Here is a 19,206-nt window from a genome sequence, read left to right on the forward strand (position 1 = left end):
GACATAAGGATTCCCCGCGCACCCGGAAGAGCTCACTTACCCTTGCTGCCTTCCGGCCCTGGGGGAGTTGGGCGAGATACCGCCACGCGGGGAACCGAGGACGAGTGTACGGGATCCGGACCGCCGACCGGGAATCGGCCCATCCGCCGCACGCTGTCAGCGAACACGCTGGCGCGTTGCCCGACCCCCGGCGCACGCTGACTACGTGACGGATCATCAATTCGGCCGGTTCGGAATCGCGACCGGACTGGACAGCAGCCCCCACTCACTCGCGGCCGCGCAGGCCGCCGAAGAACTCGGCTACCCGGCGATCTGGCTGTCCGGAGGCCCACTCCCCGGCCTGCAGACGATCACCGACCTGATCGGCGCGACGAACTCGATCAAGTTCATCAGCGGCGTCCTGGCGATCGTCACGTATCCGGCCGCCGACGTAGCAGCGACGTACGCCGCTCTGGAGTCGAGCGGCCGCTTCACCGTCGGGCTGGGCGGTGCACACGGCCCACGGCCGATCGAACGCCTCACGGCGTACCTGGAAGAGCTTGAGGTCCCCGTCGAGCACCGGGTGCTCGCAGCGCTCGGTCCGCGGATGCTGGGGCTCGCCCGCGACCACTCCGCCGGCGCCTACCCGTTCCTGATCACCCCGGCGTACACAGCAGAGGCACGGCGGGTGGTCGGGCCGGACAAGCTGCTCGCAGTGAGCCACCTCGTCGTACTGGAGTCAGACGCCGAGAAGGCCCGCGCGATCGCACGGGACACCATCAGCTTCTTCCCGACGATCCCCGGGTACGCGGCCTCGCTGGAACGCCAGGGGTTCAGCAAAGCCGACCAGGCCGAGCTGCCGGACCACATGGTCGACGCACTGGCCGCCTGGGGCTCCCCAGCCGACATCAAGGCCAAGCTGTCCGAACACCACACCGCCGGGGCCGACCACGTCGCCATCAACGTGATCACCGGCATCACCGGTCCGCAGCCCATCGACCAGTGGCGCGCGCTAGCCCCCGTCCTACTCGACTGACAGGTCGTCGATCTGGCCGGCCATGATCGCGCGCACGTTCGCAGTGACCTTCTCGACCGGCCAGTCCCACCACGCGACCCGCAGCAGCCGCTCCACGTCCGCATCCGGGAACCGCCGGCGAATGAGCTTCGCCGGGTTCCCACCGACAACCCCGTACGGCGGTACGTCGTCCACGACGGCCGCCCCGGACGCGATGATCGCCCCATTACCGATCGTCACCCCCGGCATCACCAGACTCCGATACCCGAACCACACGTCGTTCCCGACCACCGTGTCCCCCCGCCCCGGAAGCCCGGTGATGAGGTCGAAGTGCTCCGCCCACGCCCCACCCATGATCGGAAACGGGAACGTCGACGGCCCGTTCATCCGGTGGTTGGCACCGTTCATGATGAACGTCGTCCCCTCACCCAGCGCGCAGTACTTCCCGATCCGCAACCGCTCCGGCCCGTAGTGGTACAGCACATTGCTCGTCTCGAACGCCGCCGGCTCCACCGGATCGTCGTAGTACGAGTAGTCCCCCACCTCGATCAACGGCGACGACACCACCGCCTTCAGCAACACCACCCGCTCAACCCCAGCCATCGGATGAACGACATTCGGATCAGGAGCACCCATAAACCGACCCTAATGAAGGCTCCTGCGGACGTGTATCACCCACCAACCCCGCTCCGGGCCGCTCGCCCAGGCCATGCTGAGCGTGAGCGCGCAGAGTTAGTGGGTGGTGGCGGTCCGGCCCGGTGACCCAGTCGACGTACAGGAGCAGCGATCCGACGTGACCTGGGATCAGCTTGGTGCCCCGATTTCCACAACCAAGTCCTCCTCGCGTATTCTCTCCGCTTGGAGGATTCGCCTAGAGGCCTAGGGCGCACGCTTGGAAAGCGTGTTGGGGGCAACCCCTCACGAGTTCGAATCTCGTATCCTCCGCCACTCTGCCGAGTGGCCACCCGACCGGTGTTTCCGCTGGTCAGAGCGTTATGTGGTCACGGTCAGGGGCTGAACAAAGGAAGGGCCGGTCACCTAGGTGACCGGCCCTTCTTCAGCTTTGGTCTCAGTCTTAGTCTCAACGCCAGTCTCAACAGGCCACTCAGGCAGGCACTCGGACAGCCTCGCCCTCGTCCGGCTCCTCGCCCTTCCGCCTCAGTTTGGCCTTCTTGGGCTTCTTGCTCTTGTTGGACTTGGGCGCCACCTCCCAGCCACCGACCCTCACAGCGATGTCCATGCGGATCTGCTGAGTGATGTACTGGTACCGCTTCACCATCGCGGACGAGGACCAGCCCATCAGATCCATCACTGCCTTCTCAGGCGCACCGAGCAGCAACAGAACAGTCGCTGCCGTGTGCCGGGCATCGTGTAGCTGCCCCTCCCGTAACTCCTGCGGTCCGCCCGAGCCCCCGGCTCGGCTGCGGGCACAGCACCGTCACTCACCCCACTTTGGTCTACAGGGTGGACTTGAGCGTCTTGCCTTCGGGACCGCCAGACCTCCGCCTCACCGGCAAGGCTCTTGCCGGGATCCAATTGTTGGTGACCAGGCAGGTGCCTCAGCGCGACAGTGAGACTAGACGGCGTCACCTTCATCGACCGGCAGATGAGGATCTACGCGCGTCGGAACCGAAGGCGCCGCACCTAGGAACGGCGGTGGAGCTGCCGGCGGGTCTACGCTCAGCACAAGGTCCTCAGCGTCTAATACGCTCACCTTGAGCGCACGAAGGCGCTGCATCACCTCGCCGCCATCGAGCCCCTCACCGCGTGCCTGCGCGAGCTTTGCAATTACTTCGAGCAAGACTTCGGGCCTGATGAACCGAGCAACGGTTGGCCTCTGTGACAAAACGACGCTACCGCTGGTCCTCAGACGGCGCCTGATGAGGACGACACAGTCTTTATCTGCGACAGAATCGATCTCCTCAGCTCCAAGCTCGCCATCAGGAATTATAAAATGAATTACCTCTGCACCAAATCGCCACCACAGGCCCGTAAATCCGGCAGAAACCTCCGAATTCGACGGCTCAATACTTAAGCCCTCCGCAAGTTCAGCAAGAAGGCGAGAATACGTCGGCCCGTCAGCGGCCGCCTCCATCTCTTGACCAAAGTCTTCGAAGGTGGATCCAAGCAGCCCGGGAACTAATTCAGAAGCCCATTCTTGTGCTACCCGATGGCGGTACTGTGCGTCTTCTAGTTCGCGTCGATCGAGAAGCTCTCGCAATTCCTCTCGTTGAACATCTGAAATACCGCGACTGGCCTTTAGTGCAGGCTGATCAAGAACTGCGGATAGATGTTCCACCTGAGGCGTAACATTCCACAATTTCGCAAGGCGACTTCGATGGAGTAGCGGGTTACGAATGCGTGCTATCGGCGCTAGCCAAGTCGGCAACCCAACTTCGACTCGCAAGGCGAGCGACGCAATTCTAGCCGACCAGTCATGACTCTCCGAGAACGAGATCGCGGATGACCCGCGGACCACGCCAGCTATTTGCTCACACAGTTGCTCCACATCACTGTAATGAATCTTGATCTCAACGCGCGCCTTTCCGCGCTGTTCTTCATCAGAGCTGATCGCCGAGGAGAATCTCGCTCGCATCTGATCGAACGGCACTCCGCGACTCCATTCAAAAGATACCAATGCCCGCAAAAGAGCTGTAGCATCCTTGTCGTCGATGAGTTCCACATCACGCTCGAGCATTTCTTTAAGCTCTCGTGAGACTACCATTTGCCCCTCCTCTACCAAGTCGACCGGTAGCGGATGCCTTTCTTGGGCGAAATATTGGGCACAGTCGCGGCGTCTCTGAATATTGTCAGCGCAATAGGCCGTAGCGTACGTAAGAATATTCTCTTTAAGGGACGGATAGTGCCTGCTTGGAACACTAGGCAGGCCGATCCAAGCGGTAACACCGTCAATCTCGGCACTTCGACAAGCATTGAAAAGTATATCTACGTCCCCTGCACCCTGCACTGCAATACGGGCCAACTGTTCTAGTACGTAGGCGCTTTGCAGTGAGAGAGCAGATCTAGCCAAGGCCTCCCCCACCCTCGACAAACGCAGCTTCCCATCTGACTCGCCCGAGATTAGCTTGAGCTCCCTCAGCCTCTCGATGACAAGTTGAGCAGACGGCAAGTCGTCTTCTTCACTCTGCGCAGCAAGAAGGTTCGCAATTACGTTCTGGACACGACCTTCAAGGGATTCCATTCGTCGCCCGAACCCGTCTGAGCAAAGCACATGCAGTGTCAACAAGGCGACATCATCGAGACTGCGTATACGGCCAATTACACGAAGGGTACGATCGCGACCTGTCACAAAACGCTCGAATACACCTGCGATTGATGCGAAGGTCTTAACACTTGTGGCCGTGAGATTCTGAACCTCCTGAAGATCACGTTCACTCGGTACCAGTATGTAAAATTCTCCTCGTTCACGGGCCGCTAATCCACGACGGCCAGCTCGACCCGCCTTGTTGTCCAATTCAGCGGCCGATACCAATGTCAGAAGCCGATCTGATCCGTAGGCAGCTAAGCCACAGTTGATGACCGTATCTGCTGGAAGGTTTACCCCTTGAGCCAACGTGTCCGTAGCGACGAGTACACGGAGAATCCCAGACGAGTTACGAAATTCATCCTCTAAACGTCGTCGCAGTTGAGCAGGCAAACGCGCTGTGTGATACGCAACTCCGTGCCTCATCCCTCTAATGACATTATCAACCATCGGCAAGTCAGAGTCTTTGAGTTCATCAAAAAGACGTTTCGCATGCTCCGGATCCGTATTTGGCACCGCGAACCGTCCCCCTATCCAGGGACTGAGCTTTCGAGGCGGGACCCCTAACCGACCATCTAAGCTTCGCTGGATCGCCAGAGCCATGTCTTCTGCCGCAGTCCTGCCAGGCACGAAAACAATAAGTCTCCGTTCTGGGTCGTCCACGAGCAATTTAGTAACGAGCGCCACAGCTAAAGATGCTGTACTCAATCCTTTTACCGTGATATTTGGTCCGCCAGATGGAGGCAAGAGACTGTGCTCTACATCTTCCCATGGTGGTGGCACAACATCGCTATTACCCAACCCAAACAAGTGCGCATCAGACTGTTTTCGCATCCGCGCCGAATCAACCACATATGCATCTAGCGGCACCGATCGTGAAACACTTTGAAGAAAATGATGATCTGGCACGTCAAGCCAACGCCTAAGCACGTCGGTCGATTCGCTGGATAGCGTTGCAGATAGACCGACGATAGCAGGGCGGGAATCAGGCGGCAGAAGACGGACCATTGTTAATAGGCTTTCGAGTTTAGTCGCCCTGTCTTTGTCTGCAACGAGCGTTTGCAATTCATCAACTACTAGAATTGCCGTTTTGCTCAGCGTTGGCTGTCCCGCTGCAAGATATCCGGCGATCTTCTCGTAGATTGCGACGGCTACATCGAACCGTCCTCGTGAAACTGGCGCATCGCTCTCGGGATAGTCGCGTGACGCGGGATAGACACGAACCTGACGATCTTCTCCCAGCCACGCAGCGATCCATCGGTCCCATTCACGCACTTCTTGAGCGACAAGGGCCTTCGTTGGTACGATCATGACCGCCGAATAGCCTCTCGCCACTGCCAGGTTCATTGCCGCTCGCGAGAGCGTGGTCTTTCCTGTTCCGGTCACAGCACTGATGAGGGCGGCACCTCGCGTGGTGATGACGGATCGTTCGGCATAAAGAACATCTGATTGAAACTTTTCCCAGCTTTCCACGCTACCCAATTGCCGCGCCGTCTCATCCTTCAAACTAGGGGGCAACTCGGCAAGAGGCTGTTCGCGATGGTCAGCCTGAGAGGCCGATGTATCCACCCTCACGTCTTCCTGGCCACCTACCCCACCCTGACCTTCAGGAGCCAGCAACGACTCTAGAAATGAAGGGAGGTGCCCATGCGTCTCACCATACGGAATGTAGTAGAGATTATCTCGTCCAACCAACTGGTGAGGGGCGTTAGCGTTCCGGCAAAGTACATACATTCGCCGTGCTGTCGCATCAAAGTTTTCAGTAAACCATTTCACAAAAGCAGAGAAGTTTGGATCGGTCAAACCATTTCCGTATCCAACGAAAACCGGTGTATACGTTGCGACAATTTGCTGAAACACCCGTGAAACCTCGGGCGCGCTGGCCAACTTCTGATAATCGTCGCCCGAAAGAATAACAGAGTCCGCATCGTCCCAGTGGCCATGTAGATGAAAGATATACTGTTCGGGACGATCATGGAAGCGGGCAATCTTCGCTTGATCGCGCCAGCTTAGAGAATCTCGACCTGAACATTCTTCAAGAAGCCCGTCATAGTTTGTAGTAAGGATCGGAAGCTTGGTTGAGGCAATAAATTCTAGTGCATTCTTGTCTAAGGTAAGTGAGCCAACGGTCACTTCTAGCCATCGTGAAAATTCGCCACCCGGAAGGCTCTGGAAGTGCATGCGGAGCCACTGTGCCACTGCAATTAGACTAGGCGTGCTTGCCTCTTTCATGTTGAGGAGAGCGTGCATTCCTTTAGCCTCATCAACCACCGCGGCGTTAACCTCCGCCAAATGGCTTACGCCCGAACTGAGGAGAGTCCGCCAAGTGGCGTTCTTTGATCCGCCGCTGAGCGCGGCCGATACTCCGGTGCCACACACTAGGACTATGCGATCCTTCGTGGCACGATCCCGAAGGTCATCGATCCACTCTTTTGGCGCTTCCATTTTCCCCCCCACATCGACCCTTGTTCGCCCGACACTGCTCAGGTCTCAGGCCGATGACAATACGTCCCCGTTCGTACATCAGCAATGATGCGTGATTCGTTACAAACCTGGCCTGGTGCTACGGGCGATGTAGGAACGATGCTGGGGTATCGACTGGCGCCTTCGCCAGAAGCGTTGGGTCGCATCGGATGCTGCTTCTCAAGCCGAGATCTTGCTGGCATCGGTTCAAAGTTGAGCACCGCGGAGACGGCCGCGGGGTTCGCACGGAGGCGGCAGCATGTGAGAGAGGTGCTCCACGCGTTCAACGAATACGGGGCGAGGCGTTGGAGCAGAATGCTGGGGCCGTCGACGTTCAGCTCCGGCGCGTGGGACGACAGCGGGGTAACTACGATCTCGCCGCGGCTCAATCGCCTGTTCACGACGCGGAACCGGTCCAAGTGGGCGAGTACCCAGGCGGGAGACGCCCTGGCCGTCGTTCGGGGTGACGGGTCAGCCCGAACCGGATTGGCGAACCGCTGGGTCTGCTGCTAGCGGGCGCAGGGACACTCAAAGAAATAGCCCATGCGTAGTCTCATCCACCTCCGTTCGGAGGCGTTCAACGAGGTACCAAGGCACTCCAGTTCCGCCTTTCCTGACCGTTGCGAATAGCGCTGAACGCCGAATCGAGGGATTGGGAAACGCGTCGGGGGCAACCCCTCACGAGGTCGAATCTCGCATCCTCCGCCACTCTCCGAGCGGCCGACCGACCGGTGTTTCCGCTGGTCAGAGCGCAGTACGGCACTCGCAGGGGCTGAACAGAGAAGGGCCGGTCGCATCAGCGACGGGCCCTTCTGCAGCTTAAGTCTGAGTCTTAGTCTCAACGCCAATCTCATCGGGCCACTCAGGCGGGCATTTCGCCCCTCCGTCGCCCTCGTCCGGCCGCCTCGACTTCTTCTCCGCCTTGTCCTTGGCCTTCTTGCCCTTCTTCTTCTTGGGCTCCTGCCAGAGCAGCCCGCCGACCCGCTTGGCGATGTCCATGCGGACCGTCGCAGTGATGTGCTGGTACCGCTTCACCATCGCTGATGAGACCAGCCCATCACGTCCATCACCGCCCGCTCGGGCACCTTCAACAGCAACAAGACAGTGGCCGCGGTGTGCCGGGCGTCATGTAGCCGGCCTTCGCGAATCTGGCGGCCGCCAGGATCTCTTTCCACTCCCGATAGTCCATGTTCGGGCTGAGAGCTTCACCGGTCCGCTTCGCAAAGATCCAGCCCTCGTCTTTCCAGAGCTGCCGCGTCTGATGTCTACAGATTCCAGTCGGCCATCGTGACCGTGCTGGATCGATTCACTAAGCTTTTGGCTTATGTGAGCGCCCGCGTATTAGCACTCAACGAACCTGTCAATCCTTCGATTATGAGCGTGGCCGCTCAGGAGAACTGGGATTATTACGTAAGGTCTAGTTGGCAGAAGCGTCTCAAGTTTTACGCAAAGATCGACCCATTGACTCAGCCACTGGGCGATGCCAAATGGGAATCCATACTTATAGAAGCAGGAACTCTAGAAGAGAATTTCCTCAAGCAGATGGGGTTTTACTTCACAAGTACCGGTTTCTGGCGGGTCAAGGACGAGCCAATGTTGACCTCCGCGCACACCGCGCGATCAATGAGGCTCAGCAGCGTGGAGACCTCTAGGTCATCCGTACCCGTACCCGTACCCGTACCCGTACCCGCCAGCCCGCCCGATTTTGCTTGCTTGCTCCCAGCTATTGCAAAGTCTGGCCGCCCCAGCGAGCGTGAGCATCGAGAGCTCGGCTTGTCGAGTTCGGGTTATTGGAATTTTATTTGGGAGAAAACATGACCAGAAGCGACACTCTACGCACCGAGATCTCTAGGCTCATCGCGAAGGGATCCAGCCTCACTAGCGAACTGGCTAAGCATCGCGAGGCTGCCAGCAAGGCCCGGTCGGCAGCATCCAAGAAACGTGACGAAGCAGCCCGAGCCAGATCAGATATATCTAGAAGGTCTGCCACTAGCGCAGCAGAGAGAGAAGACAAGAAGGAAGTAGCCGCCACGAAGAAGGCCGGCGACACCGAAAAGAAGATCGCCGACAACGACAAAGCGATAGCGGCAAAGCGCACATCACTGACAAGCGCCGAGAGATCGGAGCAAAACACAAAGGATCGCGAACAAGCAAGCAGGGACAGGAAAGACACTCAGCGACGCGCGAGCGAGAAAGCCCATGCCCGCGACTTGGCACGACTAGCAAAGACTACTCATGAAGTGAGATACATCGAGATAAAGGAACCGCAGCCAGAAGTTCTGCGCGTCTTGTATCTCACCGCGAACCCCGAGGCCGTAGAGACCACGTCGATTCGGCCCGATGGCACCATCGACACGATCGGAACCTGGCTCCGTGTGGACCAGGAGGTACGTCAAGTTAAGGCCCTCTTAAAGGCTTCAAAGTACCGAGATCTGGTGGATCTTCAGCACCTCCCTGCTGCCACAAGTACGGATCTCATGGATGGTTTGAATGAACACCGCCCTCATGTTGTCCATTTCTCGGGGCACGCCAGCTCGCTCGGTCTGGTAATGGAAGATGATATGGGTTCCGAAGACGGCAGAGATCTTGAATTCGACCTCTTAGCGCGCCTCTTAGGAGCAACCGACACTCCACCTACGCTGCTGGTTCTAAATGCCTGCGATAGCCTCTCAGGTGCCGATGATCTACTGCAGACGGTCCCTATCGTCGTTGCAATGGCTGACAGTGTTGTCGACTCAAGCGCGGTAGTTTTTGCCTCTCGCTTCTATTCGGCTATTGCATCGGCACAATCCGTCGGAAGTGCCCTGGAGCAAGGCAGGGTCGCTATGGACTTGGCCTCACTGGAAGGCTCGGACTTGCCGGAGGCTCGAAGTCGCGACGACGTAGACCTCTCCAGCATCATTTTGGTACGACCATAGCCATTCGCGCGCTCACTAGTCTGGCGTTTACACGGATCGGTCGTTACCTCGGATGCAGTTTCGCGTTCCTGGGACGGTCCCGTGAGGATGTCGACGGCAGCTAAGACTGGGCAAGAGCGCAGTCTTAAAACTAGTCTCATCCGCTCCCGTTCGGGGACGTTCAGCGAAGTTCTGAAGTCGCTCGGCGACGCTGCCGTGCCCCTCGAGGGATCTCTCTGAACTCCGAATCGGGGACTTGGAAAGCGTGTTGGGGGCAACCCCTCACGAGTTCGAATCTCGTATCCTCCGCCACTCTCCGAGCGGCCACCCGACCAGCTTTCCACTGGGCAATGTACGACGTGGTCACGCGCAGGGGCAGAACACACTGAGGGGCGGTTCCCAACCGGGAATCGCCCCTCAGTCATTTCGGCTCAGTTGGTTCGTGGGGCCGGGATTGCGTCTACGGCGTACAGGTGGCCGTCTTGGGTGCCTAGGTAGACGACGCCGTCCGCGACGACGGGGGTCTGTACGTGTGCGCCGAGCGGTACCTTCCACCGCACTTGGCCGTTCTGCGCGCTCACTGCCCACAGGTGACCGTCGGCGCTGCCGAAGTAGACGGTGCCGTCCGTCACTGTCGGGGAGGAGTCGACTTCGCCGCCGGTGGTGACGTGCCATCGGGTTTCGCCGGTGGTCGCGTTGAGCGCGTAGAGGCGATGGTCGCGGGAACCGACGTACAGGGTGTCACGGTAGATGGCGGGTGCTGTTTTGATGCTGCTGACACTCTGGATGTCGGGCCACGCTTGCCAGCGATGCGTGCCGGTGGCGGCGTCGAGGGCATAGACGTGAGAGCCCTGGCCTGCTGCCAAGTAGAGGCAGCCGTCGTGCACCAATGGCGTACCGGGCTCAACAGCCGGGGTGGACTGCTTCCAGCGGGTCATGCCGGTGGCTGGGTCGAAGGCCTGGACTGTATGCCGGGCGTCGTGTAGTCGTCCCTCACGGATACCGGCAGCGGCGAGGATGACTCTCCCGTCCGGCGGGGCCTAGATCCCGCTGAGGTGACCTGGGAGGGCCACCCGACCAGCTTTCCACTGGGCAATGTACGACGTGGTCGCGCGCAGGGGGCAGAACACGCTGAGGGGCGGTTCGCGGTCTAGGAGCCGCCCCTTGGTCATGGGGTCAGTGGCCGGTGGTGCCGTCTAGGGCTTCGCGGATGATGTCGGCGTGGCCGTTGTGGCGGGCGGTTTCCTGGGTCATGTGGAGCAGGATCGCGCGTAGGTTGGCTTCGGAGCCCCAGGGGGTGGTGACTACGTCATTCAGGTCACCGGCGGCCACTACTGAGCGGGCTCGCTCGCAGACCTGCAGGTACTGGGTGACCAGCTCGTCCGTCGTCTCGCCGGGTTCGGCGCGGAACTCCGCCTCGCGGTCGCCGGCGTACAGGTCTGGCTCGGTGGAGCCGCCGTAGATCTTGATGAACCAGCTGTGCTCGGTGTCGGCGAGGTGTTTGACCAGGCCGAGCAGGCTGAGGCCGGAGGCTGTCATGGGGCGGCGGAGCGCCTCGTCGTCGAGGCCGTCCAGCTTGCGCAGCAGGGTGGCGCGGTGGAAGTCGAGCTGCTGGGTGAGCGCGTCGCGCTCGTCGGCCAGGCGGTCCGGCGAGGTTCTCTCTACAGACGAGGTGAACACCATGTGGTCAACGTATCCGGGACAGAAGGCCTTGAGCACGAGCTTCCTGTACGGCGGTATTGCGGTCGCTGGCGTTGAGTTTCGCGTAGATGTGGCGGATATGGGTGTTGACCGTGTTGAGGGAGAGCAGGAGGTCGGCCGCGATCTCGGGGCGAGTGAGGTTCGTGGGCAGGTAGCGGAGGACACGGAGCTCACTGGGGCTGAGTGGATCCACCGGGGCTGATGGAGTGTTGTTGCGGACGGCGTCGAGGATGGCAGTGACGAGGGCCGCGTGCTTGGTGTCCCAGGCTGGTAGCGCCTCAAGTAGCTGCCAGGCGCCGGTGATGGCGAACGGGAGGATCAGACGGTCTGGCTCCGCCAGGTCCAGGGCCTGTTCCAGAGCAGTGGTGGCGCTGCGTTTGTCGTCCAGGTCGCAGTAGGCGAGGGCTGTCAGCAGGTGGGCTTCGACCCGAGTCAGGGTGTCGCCTCCGGCAACAGCGGCGGGAGCTGGGTTGCCTTCCATCAAACCAAGAGCTGCTGCCGCAGTGGGGAGGTCACCGGCGGTAGCGAGCGCCGTACGAGCCTGGTCGAGCATGCCAGCGCGAGCTTGAGTGGCGATCGCCCAGGCGGTCACCTGGGTGGACAGGGTGTGCTCACCCGCCATGCTCGCCTGGACCTTGCGCGCGGCGGCGAAGTCGGTCAGAGCGTCGTAGTGGTGACCGCGCGCGGCCGCGACGAGTGCCGAGACCACGTACACGAGGAGCTGCACGCCGGGTTCAGTGTCGGTCTGGTGGACCTGTTCAAGCCGGTACGACGCTTGGTCGAACTCGCCGGTCTGGACGAGTACCCAGGCCAGGGTGGCGTGGGCGGGCGCGGCCACCGCCTCCGTGTCCCAGCCATGTCGAGCAGCGAAGGCAATCGCCTCCTCGCAGCGTTGCCGGGCCAGCGCGAGGGACCGTCCAGTGGAGGCAAACCCGAGATACGCGAGACAAGACACCTCGAGGTAAGGACGGTTGAGGTCGCGGGCGAGCGCCGCGCCCTCCAGCAGGTGGCGTTCGGCGTCGGCGAGCCGCTGCGACCACGCCTCGGTGACACCGAGGTTCAGCAGGACCATGGCGCGCAGAGCGGGGTCGGCGAACGGTTGGACGCCGTCCTGCGCCACGACACAGTCGAAATGACCACGCAGTCTGGCCAGCAGCAGGTCCAGCGCCGTGAGCAGCATCTCGTGCTCACCCCTCAGGCGGGCAACCTCAAGGTGGGCGGCAGCCTCATCGAGGCGCAGGGTGCCGAGCTCATCGATGGCGTAGACAAGCGCGAGCGAATCACCGGGAGCAGGAAAGGCGTGCAGGAGCGTCCGGACAAGCGACCCCTGCCCGTCGAGTGTCAGACCGAGAGCGTGCTCAGTCAGCAGGCGCGTCGCCTCAGCCCAGTCGCCAGCTGCCTGGAGGTGTCGGATGGCGTCGGCCGGCTGCCCGTGCTCCGTGAACCACCCAGCGGCGAGCCGATGCAGGGCAGGGATCTCGTCGGCCTGTGTACGGCGTAACTCCAGCCGCAGCAGTCCCGCGAACAGATGGTGATAGCGAAACCACGTCCGCTCCGGATCGAGTGAGACGACAAACGCGTTCGCCTCCTCCAGATCCAGCAATATGCGCTCCGCCCCGACCGCACCGGTGAGCAGATCAGCCAGCTCGCCGTTGACTCTGTCCAGCAGAGACGTGCGCAGCAAGAGCCGCTGCACGTCGGGACGCTGCCGCTCCAGCATCTCGGCCATCAGATACTCGGCCACAGTCCGATCGCTACCGGAGAACTCGGTCACGAACCGCTCGGGATCCGGATGCCCGGCCAGCGACAGCACCGCGAGCCGCAATCCGGCCGCCCAGCCCTCAGTGCGCTGGTGCAGCAGGTCGACGAGCCGATCAGGCAGCGTGATCCCCGCCGCAGCCAGGAGCTCCCGCGTCTCCGCGACAGTGAAGCGCAGCTGCGGGCTTCGGATCTCAGCCAACTGCCCAGCCAGCCGCAGCTTGTGCAGGTGCAGCGGCAGCTCACCCCGAGTGGCAACGATCGCGTGTGCGAGGGGCGGGAGGTCGGCGAGCAGCTCAGCCAGGTCCTCTGCCGAGCTGAGCTCGTGTGCGTCGTCTATGACCAGAACGAACGGGCCTTCGATCGCATTGACCTCAGAGAGCACCTTGTCGTGCCCGTTGCACCCAGGTGCCGCGAACGGCGGCTCCCCACCGCAGGCGGCCCTGATCGCACTCAGTACGGCGAACCAGAACAGGTGCGCGTCCTGACCGGGCTGCAGCGTCACGAAGGCAATCCGGTGGTTCTGCTCCGCACGGTCGGCCCACAGCCGCAGTACCGACGTCTTCCCGCTGCCCGCAGGCGCAGCGAGGACCGTCACCTTCTTCGTCACCGCATGGTCGAGCGCGGCGACCAGGTCATGGCGGTCAATCAGCCCGGACACACTGCGAGTCTAGAGGCCGAATCACCTGATTCAGGTGATGCCTGCTCACCTGGCCGGTGGCGACGCTGGCCATATGACAACAGAACTCCCGGACTACGCACCGGTGCCGCACTCTTCACTCGGCCCGGCCATGAACGAACAGGGCTTCTACGTCGGGCGGGTGGAGAAGAACCTCTACTGGGTCACCGACAGCGGCTACCAAGCAGCGTTCCTGACCACACCGGACGGCGTCGTGCTCTTCGACGCGCCCCCGACGCTCGGCCACAACCTGCAGCGGGCCATCGACCGGATCGCGTCGGACAACGGCGTGTCCAACAAGGTGACCCACATCGTCTACTCACACCACCACGCCGACCACATCGGCGCCTCGTCGCTCTTCGGCCGCGACGTCGTCCGAGTCGGCCACGCCGAGACCAAGCGCCTGCTGCTCCGCGCCGACGACCCGGCGCGCCCGACCCCCGACCTCACCTTCGACGCCAAGCACACCCTCGAGGTCGGCGGCGAACGCGTGAACCTCGCCTGGCAGGGCTCCAACCACACCCCCGACAACATCTACATCCACCTGCCCGACCACGAGACGATGATGCTGATCGACGTCGTCATCCCCGGCTGGGCCTCCTTCGCCGGCTTCAACGTGAACGTCGATGTACCGGGCTCGCTCGCCGCGCCGGACCTCGCCCTGGCCTACCCGTGGAAGCACTTCATCGGCGGCCACCTCGGCCGGCCGGGTACGCGCGAAGACCTGGATCTGCACAAGCAGTACCTCGCGGACATCGTCGAAAACGTGCGCACTGCCTTGGCCACAGTCGACCCGATGCCCTTCTACGCCCGGTACGGCGACAACGCGTGGGCCGCGGTGAAGGGCTACCTCGACACCGCCTCCGCGCAAGCCGCCGCACCCGTCGTCAAGAAGTACTCCGGAGTGCTCGGTGCTGCGGACGTCTTCATCACCAGCACCGTCTTCGTCATCCTCGAGTCCATGCGCCTCGACCTCGGAATCGGCCTGCAGATCCACCCCTAGCCAATGGCGACTACGCGAGCCCAGTGCGGTGGGGCGTCCGGCGTGTACTCCGGATCGTCCTCATCCACTGCCCTCGCCGGCCGGGCGAAGAGACCGACGACAGTGCGGCACCGCGGCTGTGCGGAGGGCCACGGGGTCTGGCCGTCGGTCAGAACGACGATCACGTCCGGGCGCGACCGGAGCCCCTCAGCGAACCCGGACCGCAGGTCTGTGCCCCCACCTCCCATCAGCTCGAGGTGCTCAGCTCGACAGATCGGTACGGCGACCCCTGCCGCCGCGTCGCACGAGATCACCGACACCAGGTCGCGCCGGCCGCCCACCGCCCGTGAGATCGCCGCCACCTCCAGCAGCGCACTGCCTAGCTCCCCGTCGCTCACCGAGCCCGACGTGTCGATCACGATGCACACGCGGGGCGGCATCCGGCGCAGGCTGGGCAGCAGCACTCCGGGGAGCGCAGCGGATCGGCGAGACGGACGACGGTAGGTGTGGTCATCGCCCACTCCAGGTGCACTGACCGCGGAGCGGATCGCCGCCCCTAGCAACTGTCGCCACGGCTGTGGTGGGTGGAACGCCTCGTCCGCCCATCGCCGCCAACCCGCCGGTGCATCACCCGGCCGGGCCCTGATCCCCGCTGCGATCCGGTAGCGGACCGCATCCTGCTCCTGCCTGCTCAGACCGTTCGCTCCGTCTGGACCGAGTTCCCACGGCCGGGTGTGCCCGTCTGCCCCGCTGCCACAGTCCAGCCACGACAGCTCTACCGGTAGCCCGGACATCGACGTACTGCGCAGGTACTCCTCCATCAGCCACCCCTGCGGTAGCTCCAGCAGCGAGGGCAGCACCGCGCCGGCGGGCTGGGGCAGACCGTCACCGTAGATGTCGTCGTTGATCTCGAAGTCGGCAGCGATGTTCCGCCGTAGCCGCTCACCAGGCCCGTACGCCGATTGCTCCCGCGCATACCGCTCTCCGCGCCCATGGTGGTCTCGGAGCAGGTGGGAGACCTCGTGCACCCAGACCCCGGCAAGCTCCTCCACCGGGGTGCGCAGCACAAAGCCGGGAGCGACGTAGCAACGCCAGTGCGCATCCACTGCCATCGTCAGCACCGTCCGGTCTTCCACCACCTGCAGTGCGAAGAGTGCGCCGGCCAGATAGGGCCGGACCTTCACTGCATGCAGCCGAGCGGCCAGGAGTTTCTCCATGTCCAGTGGGACCCCAGAGTCCCGTACGGCGGTTCGTACGGGTCGTGGGGGCATCGGCCGAGGTACTGGGTTCCCCGTCATCGGCCCGCCACCACTGCGGTGCGCCGTACCGACTGGTCAGCCGTCTGGGAGAGGCCAACCACTCCGGTGAGCCGCTCGACCGCTGCGGGCACCTCCCAGTCGTCGCGGCGCAGTGCGGCGAGCGCCATCGCGGGAGCGACCAACAGATCCGGTAGGCCGGTCTCCAGCGCCCGGATCAGCACCGCCCAGCCCGCCTCCCAGCGAGCGCGCTCCGGCTGTGCACCTATGGCGGCTATGACTGCTTCCAGCGCGGCCTGCCGCAGGTCGCCGCGCTCAGGCAGCTCGGCGGCAGCTGGATCGGCCAGCAGGGACTCCGGGTCCGGTAGCTCCATCCGGTCGAGATGAGCGAGGAGTTCGAGCCCTGGCCCGTCCCCCACCGTTCCACGCACCAGCAGCGCCAAGACGTCCCGGGACGCGGCGGCCGCCGTACCGAAGGCTAGGAGAGTCAGCGCGGCCTCCCAGCTCCGGGGAGACGGCCAAGCTCCACCGCGGCGGGTCTCAGTGGTCGGTAGCCGGTGAATCAGTGTGGGCCGCGCTTCGAGGAAGCTGCAGACTGCACGGCGGGCATAGGCCACTGCCTCTGGCAACCGCTCGGGGACCAGCAAGGGCAGCTCCGCCCGGGGCCAGGTCCCGCCCAGACCGCGCACCACTACCTCTCGGTCGTGCACCCAGTAGAGATGGACGAAACGGTTCGCCAGCGGCGGGCTCAGCTCCCACCCGTCCGCCGCCGAGGCACGCGGGTTGGCAGCTGCCACGATCCGTACTCCTGGCGGCAGTTGCAGTGCTCCGACTCGCCGTTCCAGGACAACGCGGAGCAGTGCGGCCTGAACGGCCGGGGTTGCCGTCGACAGCTCGTCCAGGAACAGCAGCCCACGCCCGGCCTTCACAAGCTCCACTGCCCATTGCGGCGGTGCCATCGGCACCCCTTGCTCCGTTGGGTTGTCGCCCACGATGGGGAGCCCGGAGAAGTCAGTGGGCTCGTGGACACTCGCAATCACGGTCGTCAGCGGCAGGTCGAGGGAGGCGGCAAGCTGAGTGAGGGCAGCGGTTTTACCGATGCCTGGCTCGCCCCAGAGCAGGACAGGCAGGTCAGCCGCGACGGCAAGGGTGAGGGCTTCGAGCTGTTCGTCGGGACGCGGCTCGGTGGTAGTGAGCCGCAGCAGGCCAAGGAGGTCCTCTGCGACCGTGAGACGGGAAGCGGGCAGGGCAGTAGTCATAAGCATCACCTGGTGTTTGGTTGAGGTCAGGACAGGTCGGTACGACGCCGTACCCGGCTGGCGCGCTTCGGGCGCAGCGTGGCGCGCGTACGGCGGTCGAAGCCGCCTGACGCGTACCTGGAGTTGAAGGCCCGCCCAGCGAACCGCAGGTCCGCACGGAAGAGACCGTGGTCGACACAACGGGCAGCAGCCGATTCCAGCTCCTCCCGAAGCGGTCCGTCGCGCAGGATCGCACCGGCGCCGAGCAGCCGCTCAATCACGTCCAGCGCGCCGGCGAAGTCACCGTGATCGATCCGCTCGCGGACGGCGGGCAGGTCGTCCGGATCGCGATGCACCGCGTCAATCGCTTGCAGGCAAGGCAATGCGGGACCGCCGAGCGCCACCAGCAACTCTTCGCGGCGCAGCTCTACCGGGTCGTGATCGACCGCCGCCAGCACTCCGTCGCGCAGCGCGATCCGATGGATCTCACCCCGACACTCCACCCGATGCGGATCGTCGCCGGGCGTCGTGGTCGCAGCGGCCGAGTCGCTCACCGGCAGTGCGGCCGCGACGAGCGGATGCAGCTGGTCAGACGTGATCAGTCCGGCCTGCAGGAGCTCCAGATCAGGGAGGACCCGGACAGCAGCGTCCGGCAGCATCGGGAGCTCCGCAACCTCCGGACGCGCCGCCGACCGGAGCGTCGGCACATGACTGTTGTCAGGAGCAACCAATTCGAGGACCACGTGGTGCCGTGCACTGAGCCGCACGGTGAAAAACCCACTGGGACGACCCAGCAGCAACTCGGCCTCCGCAGCCCACGCCGCTCTACCCACACCGCAGCGCCGCGCGAGTTCGCCGTACCGGGATGAATCCCAGAGATGCCGATGCAGGTCGAGGCGGAAACGCCGACTGGGATGCGGATGGTTGCTCGGGGCACCGACCTCCCACAATCCCAGCGACATTCGCTGGCCGGCATCCGCCCACGCCGGCGGCGTCCGCACGACCAACTGCAGGCCTGGATAGCGACATAGTGAGACGGTCAGTCCCGGCCGAAGCAGGCCGTCGGGAGCGATCCGAGGCATGTGCCAGCGCAACAGATCGGGCGCCAACCGCCGGAGATCCGCTCGCAGCAGGTTGACGACTTCGGTGCCGTGACGGTCGCGCACGGCGCGCAGATCGAGATCGACATCCAGACGGGCTGCAGCACAAGCGCCGGCCCAGTCACCCACCGAACGTCGTACGGTGGCTGTCTCGATCATGGACGGCGGTACGGCGTACTCACGCACGCGCCGCCACATCAACAGGCGGGATGAAACCGGATTCGCGGAGTGGTGCATCAGCACTCACCTGGCGCGAACGATTCCCCCGATCCACACGAGAAGTTATTCATCCCCGGAATCATAAGCACCACACGAAGGATCTGTCATGCGTGATGGGTGAAGGCCGACCATCGACAGACCGTCCGAGGCGAAGGTCAGACGGAACCACCCACCCCGGTCAACGATCGTCGGCGGCGAGCAACTGTGGGTAGACGCCAGGTGAGCCAGCACCACGGGAATCAAGTCACCGTGAGAGCAGACGACCGCCCGACCACCCCGATGCCGAGCAGCGACCTCACCCAGTACGGCGACCCCGCGCGCCGCCGTCCACGCCCCACCCAAGGCTTGCCCGATAGGCGCGAACACCCCGCCAACCCAGTCCGCCGGCTCGTCGAACCCCTCCCGAAGCCGTTCATCAACAGTGACCGGCACCCCAGCCGCCGCAGCCAACGGCCCCACCGACTGACGGCAACGCAGCGCCGAACTCGTGTAAACACCCCGCACACCCTCAGCAGCCACCGCCGCCAAAACCTCCGCCTCCCGCAACCCCTTCTCACTCAACGGCCGCTCATCATTAGCCCCGGCCCACTCCCCCCGCGGCGTCGAGGAGCAATGCGGCAGCAGGTCAATCACAGTCACCTCGTCAGACATGCC

General features: G+C 63.1%; 14 protein-coding genes, 1 tRNA gene, 1 other RNA gene and 1 pseudogene. 5 read left to right on the forward strand and 12 right to left on the reverse strand.

The window, feature by feature from the left end:
* Positions 1 to 2: 2 nt before the first annotated feature.
* Positions 3 to 99: signal recognition particle sRNA small type (gene ffs, locus ACIA49_RS20890), an RNA gene on the reverse strand.
* A 106-nt stretch (positions 100 to 205) separates the two neighbouring features.
* Between ffs and ACIA49_RS20895 the strand changes: the two genes are divergently transcribed.
* Positions 206 to 1,015: a TIGR03620 family F420-dependent LLM class oxidoreductase gene (locus tag ACIA49_RS20895; RefSeq protein ID WP_396378851.1), complete on the forward strand. Its 810-nt coding sequence runs from the start codon at positions 206 to 208 to the stop codon at positions 1,013 to 1,015.
* Here the strand turns inward: ACIA49_RS20895 and ACIA49_RS20900 are convergent.
* On the reverse strand, positions 1,004 to 1,630 hold the full coding sequence (locus tag ACIA49_RS20900; RefSeq protein ID WP_396378852.1) for a CatB-related O-acetyltransferase: 627 nt from the start codon (positions 1,628 to 1,630) through the stop codon (positions 1,004 to 1,006). The two genes, ACIA49_RS20895 and ACIA49_RS20900, sit on opposite strands and share 12 nt — an antisense overlap.
* Positions 1,631 to 1,854: 224 nt before the next feature.
* Between ACIA49_RS20900 and ACIA49_RS20905 the strand changes: the two genes are divergently transcribed.
* A tRNA-Ser gene (locus tag ACIA49_RS20905) sits at positions 1,855 to 1,942 on the forward strand.
* A 157-nt stretch (positions 1,943 to 2,099) separates the two neighbouring features.
* Here ACIA49_RS20905 and ACIA49_RS20910 read toward each other — a convergent pair.
* From ACIA49_RS20910 to ACIA49_RS20920, 3 genes and pseudogenes are all read right to left on the reverse strand, one after another.
* Positions 2,100 to 2,360 (reverse strand): annotated as a pseudogene (locus ACIA49_RS20910) (tyrosine-type recombinase/integrase); the annotation flags it as partial.
* A 210-nt stretch (positions 2,361 to 2,570) separates the two neighbouring features.
* On the reverse strand, positions 2,571 to 6,458 hold the full coding sequence (locus ACIA49_RS20915; protein ID WP_396378853.1) for an SIR2 family protein: 3,888 nt from the start codon (positions 6,456 to 6,458) through the stop codon (positions 2,571 to 2,573).
* 1,083 nt (positions 6,459 to 7,541) lie between these two features.
* Positions 7,542 to 7,760 (reverse strand): hypothetical protein, encoded by a 219-nt coding sequence (locus ACIA49_RS20920; RefSeq protein WP_396378854.1) that lies wholly within the window; start codon positions 7,758 to 7,760, stop codon positions 7,542 to 7,544.
* A gap of 249 nt (positions 7,761 to 8,009) precedes the next feature.
* Between ACIA49_RS20920 and ACIA49_RS20925 the strand changes: the two genes are divergently transcribed.
* Both ACIA49_RS20925 and ACIA49_RS20930 read left to right on the forward strand, forming a co-directional pair.
* Positions 8,010 to 8,540: a hypothetical protein gene (locus ACIA49_RS20925; RefSeq protein ID WP_396378855.1), complete on the forward strand. Its 531-nt coding sequence runs from the start codon at positions 8,010 to 8,012 to the stop codon at positions 8,538 to 8,540.
* Positions 8,537 to 9,640 carry a CHAT domain-containing protein gene (locus tag ACIA49_RS20930; protein ID WP_396378856.1) on the forward strand — a complete coding sequence of 368 codons (1,104 nt, stop codon included), beginning with the start codon at positions 8,537 to 8,539 and terminating at the stop codon, positions 9,638 to 9,640. The genes ACIA49_RS20925 and ACIA49_RS20930 overlap by 4 nt, the downstream gene beginning before the upstream one ends.
* A 410-nt stretch (positions 9,641 to 10,050) precedes the next feature.
* On the opposite strand, the gene ACIA49_RS20935 is transcribed toward ACIA49_RS20930, so the two are convergent.
* The 3 genes from ACIA49_RS20935 to ACIA49_RS20945 form a co-directional block, all read right to left on the reverse strand.
* Positions 10,051 to 10,638: a PQQ-binding-like beta-propeller repeat protein gene (locus ACIA49_RS20935; RefSeq protein WP_396379040.1), complete on the reverse strand. Its 588-nt coding sequence runs from the start codon at positions 10,636 to 10,638 to the stop codon at positions 10,051 to 10,053.
* A gap of 157 nt (positions 10,639 to 10,795) precedes the next feature.
* Entirely contained in the window at positions 10,796 to 11,302 is a 507-nt protein-coding gene (locus tag ACIA49_RS20940; protein WP_396378857.1) for a DinB family protein, read from the reverse strand.
* Positions 11,303 to 11,306: 4 nt separating this feature from the next.
* The gene (locus tag ACIA49_RS20945; protein ID WP_396378858.1) at positions 11,307 to 13,739 is read right to left on the reverse strand and encodes a LuxR C-terminal-related transcriptional regulator; all 2,433 of its coding nucleotides are present in this window, start codon (positions 13,737 to 13,739) and stop codon (positions 11,307 to 11,309) included.
* Between the two features lie 73 nt (positions 13,740 to 13,812).
* Here ACIA49_RS20945 and ACIA49_RS20950 point away from each other — a divergent pair, with 73 nt between their 5' ends.
* On the forward strand, positions 13,813 to 14,760 hold the full coding sequence (locus tag ACIA49_RS20950) for an MBL fold metallo-hydrolase (RefSeq protein WP_396378859.1): 948 nt from the start codon (positions 13,813 to 13,815) through the stop codon (positions 14,758 to 14,760).
* Here the strand turns inward: ACIA49_RS20950 and ACIA49_RS20955 are convergent.
* From ACIA49_RS20955 to ACIA49_RS20970, 4 genes are all read right to left on the reverse strand, one after another.
* Complete coding sequence (locus ACIA49_RS20955) at positions 14,757 to 15,956, reverse strand: VWA-like domain-containing protein (protein ID WP_396378860.1); 1,200 nt, start codon at positions 15,954 to 15,956, stop codon at positions 14,757 to 14,759. The genes ACIA49_RS20950 and ACIA49_RS20955 overlap by 4 nt on opposite strands.
* Positions 15,957 to 16,033: 77 nt before the next feature.
* Positions 16,034 to 17,254 carry an AAA family ATPase gene (locus ACIA49_RS20960; RefSeq protein WP_396378861.1) on the reverse strand — a complete coding sequence of 407 codons (1,221 nt, stop codon included), beginning with the start codon at positions 17,252 to 17,254 and terminating at the stop codon, positions 16,034 to 16,036.
* Positions 17,255 to 17,280: 26 nt separating this feature from the next.
* Complete coding sequence (locus tag ACIA49_RS20965) at positions 17,281 to 18,519, reverse strand: hypothetical protein (protein ID WP_396378862.1); 1,239 nt, start codon at positions 18,517 to 18,519, stop codon at positions 17,281 to 17,283.
* Positions 18,520 to 18,615: 96 nt separating this feature from the next.
* Complete coding sequence (locus ACIA49_RS20970) at positions 18,616 to 19,203, reverse strand: histidine phosphatase family protein (RefSeq protein ID WP_396378863.1); 588 nt, start codon at positions 19,201 to 19,203, stop codon at positions 18,616 to 18,618.
* Between the last annotated feature and the right edge of the window lie 3 nt (positions 19,204 to 19,206).

The sequence above is a fragment of the Kribbella sp. NPDC051587 genome (genome assembly GCF_044453945.1).
Taxonomy (GTDB): Bacteria; Actinomycetota; Actinomycetes; order Propionibacteriales; family Kribbellaceae; genus Kribbella.

Coding starts and splice junctions, on each gene's coding strand:
- ACIA49_RS20940 (WP_396378857.1), bottom strand. CDS start 11,302: ATGGTGTTCACCTCGTCTGTAGAGAGAACCTCGCCGGACCGCCTGGCC.
- ACIA49_RS20930 (WP_396378856.1), top strand. CDS start 8,537: ATGACCAGAAGCGACACTCTACGCACCGAGATCTCTAGGCTCATCGCG.
- ACIA49_RS20970 (WP_396378863.1), bottom strand. CDS start 19,203: ATGTCTGACGAGGTGACTGTGATTGACCTGCTGCCGCATTGCTCCTCG.
- ACIA49_RS20950 (WP_396378859.1), top strand. CDS start 13,813: ATGACAACAGAACTCCCGGACTACGCACCGGTGCCGCACTCTTCACTC.
- ACIA49_RS20960 (WP_396378861.1), bottom strand. CDS start 17,254: ATGACTACTGCCCTGCCCGCTTCCCGTCTCACGGTCGCAGAGGACCTC.
- ACIA49_RS20955 (WP_396378860.1), bottom strand. CDS start 15,956: ATGGAGAAACTCCTGGCCGCTCGGCTGCATGCAGTGAAGGTCCGGCCC.
- ACIA49_RS20920 (WP_396378854.1), bottom strand. CDS start 7,760: ATGGTGAAGCGGTACCAGCACATCACTGCGACGGTCCGCATGGACATC.
- ACIA49_RS20900 (WP_396378852.1), bottom strand. CDS start 1,630: ATGGGTGCTCCTGATCCGAATGTCGTTCATCCGATGGCTGGGGTTGAG.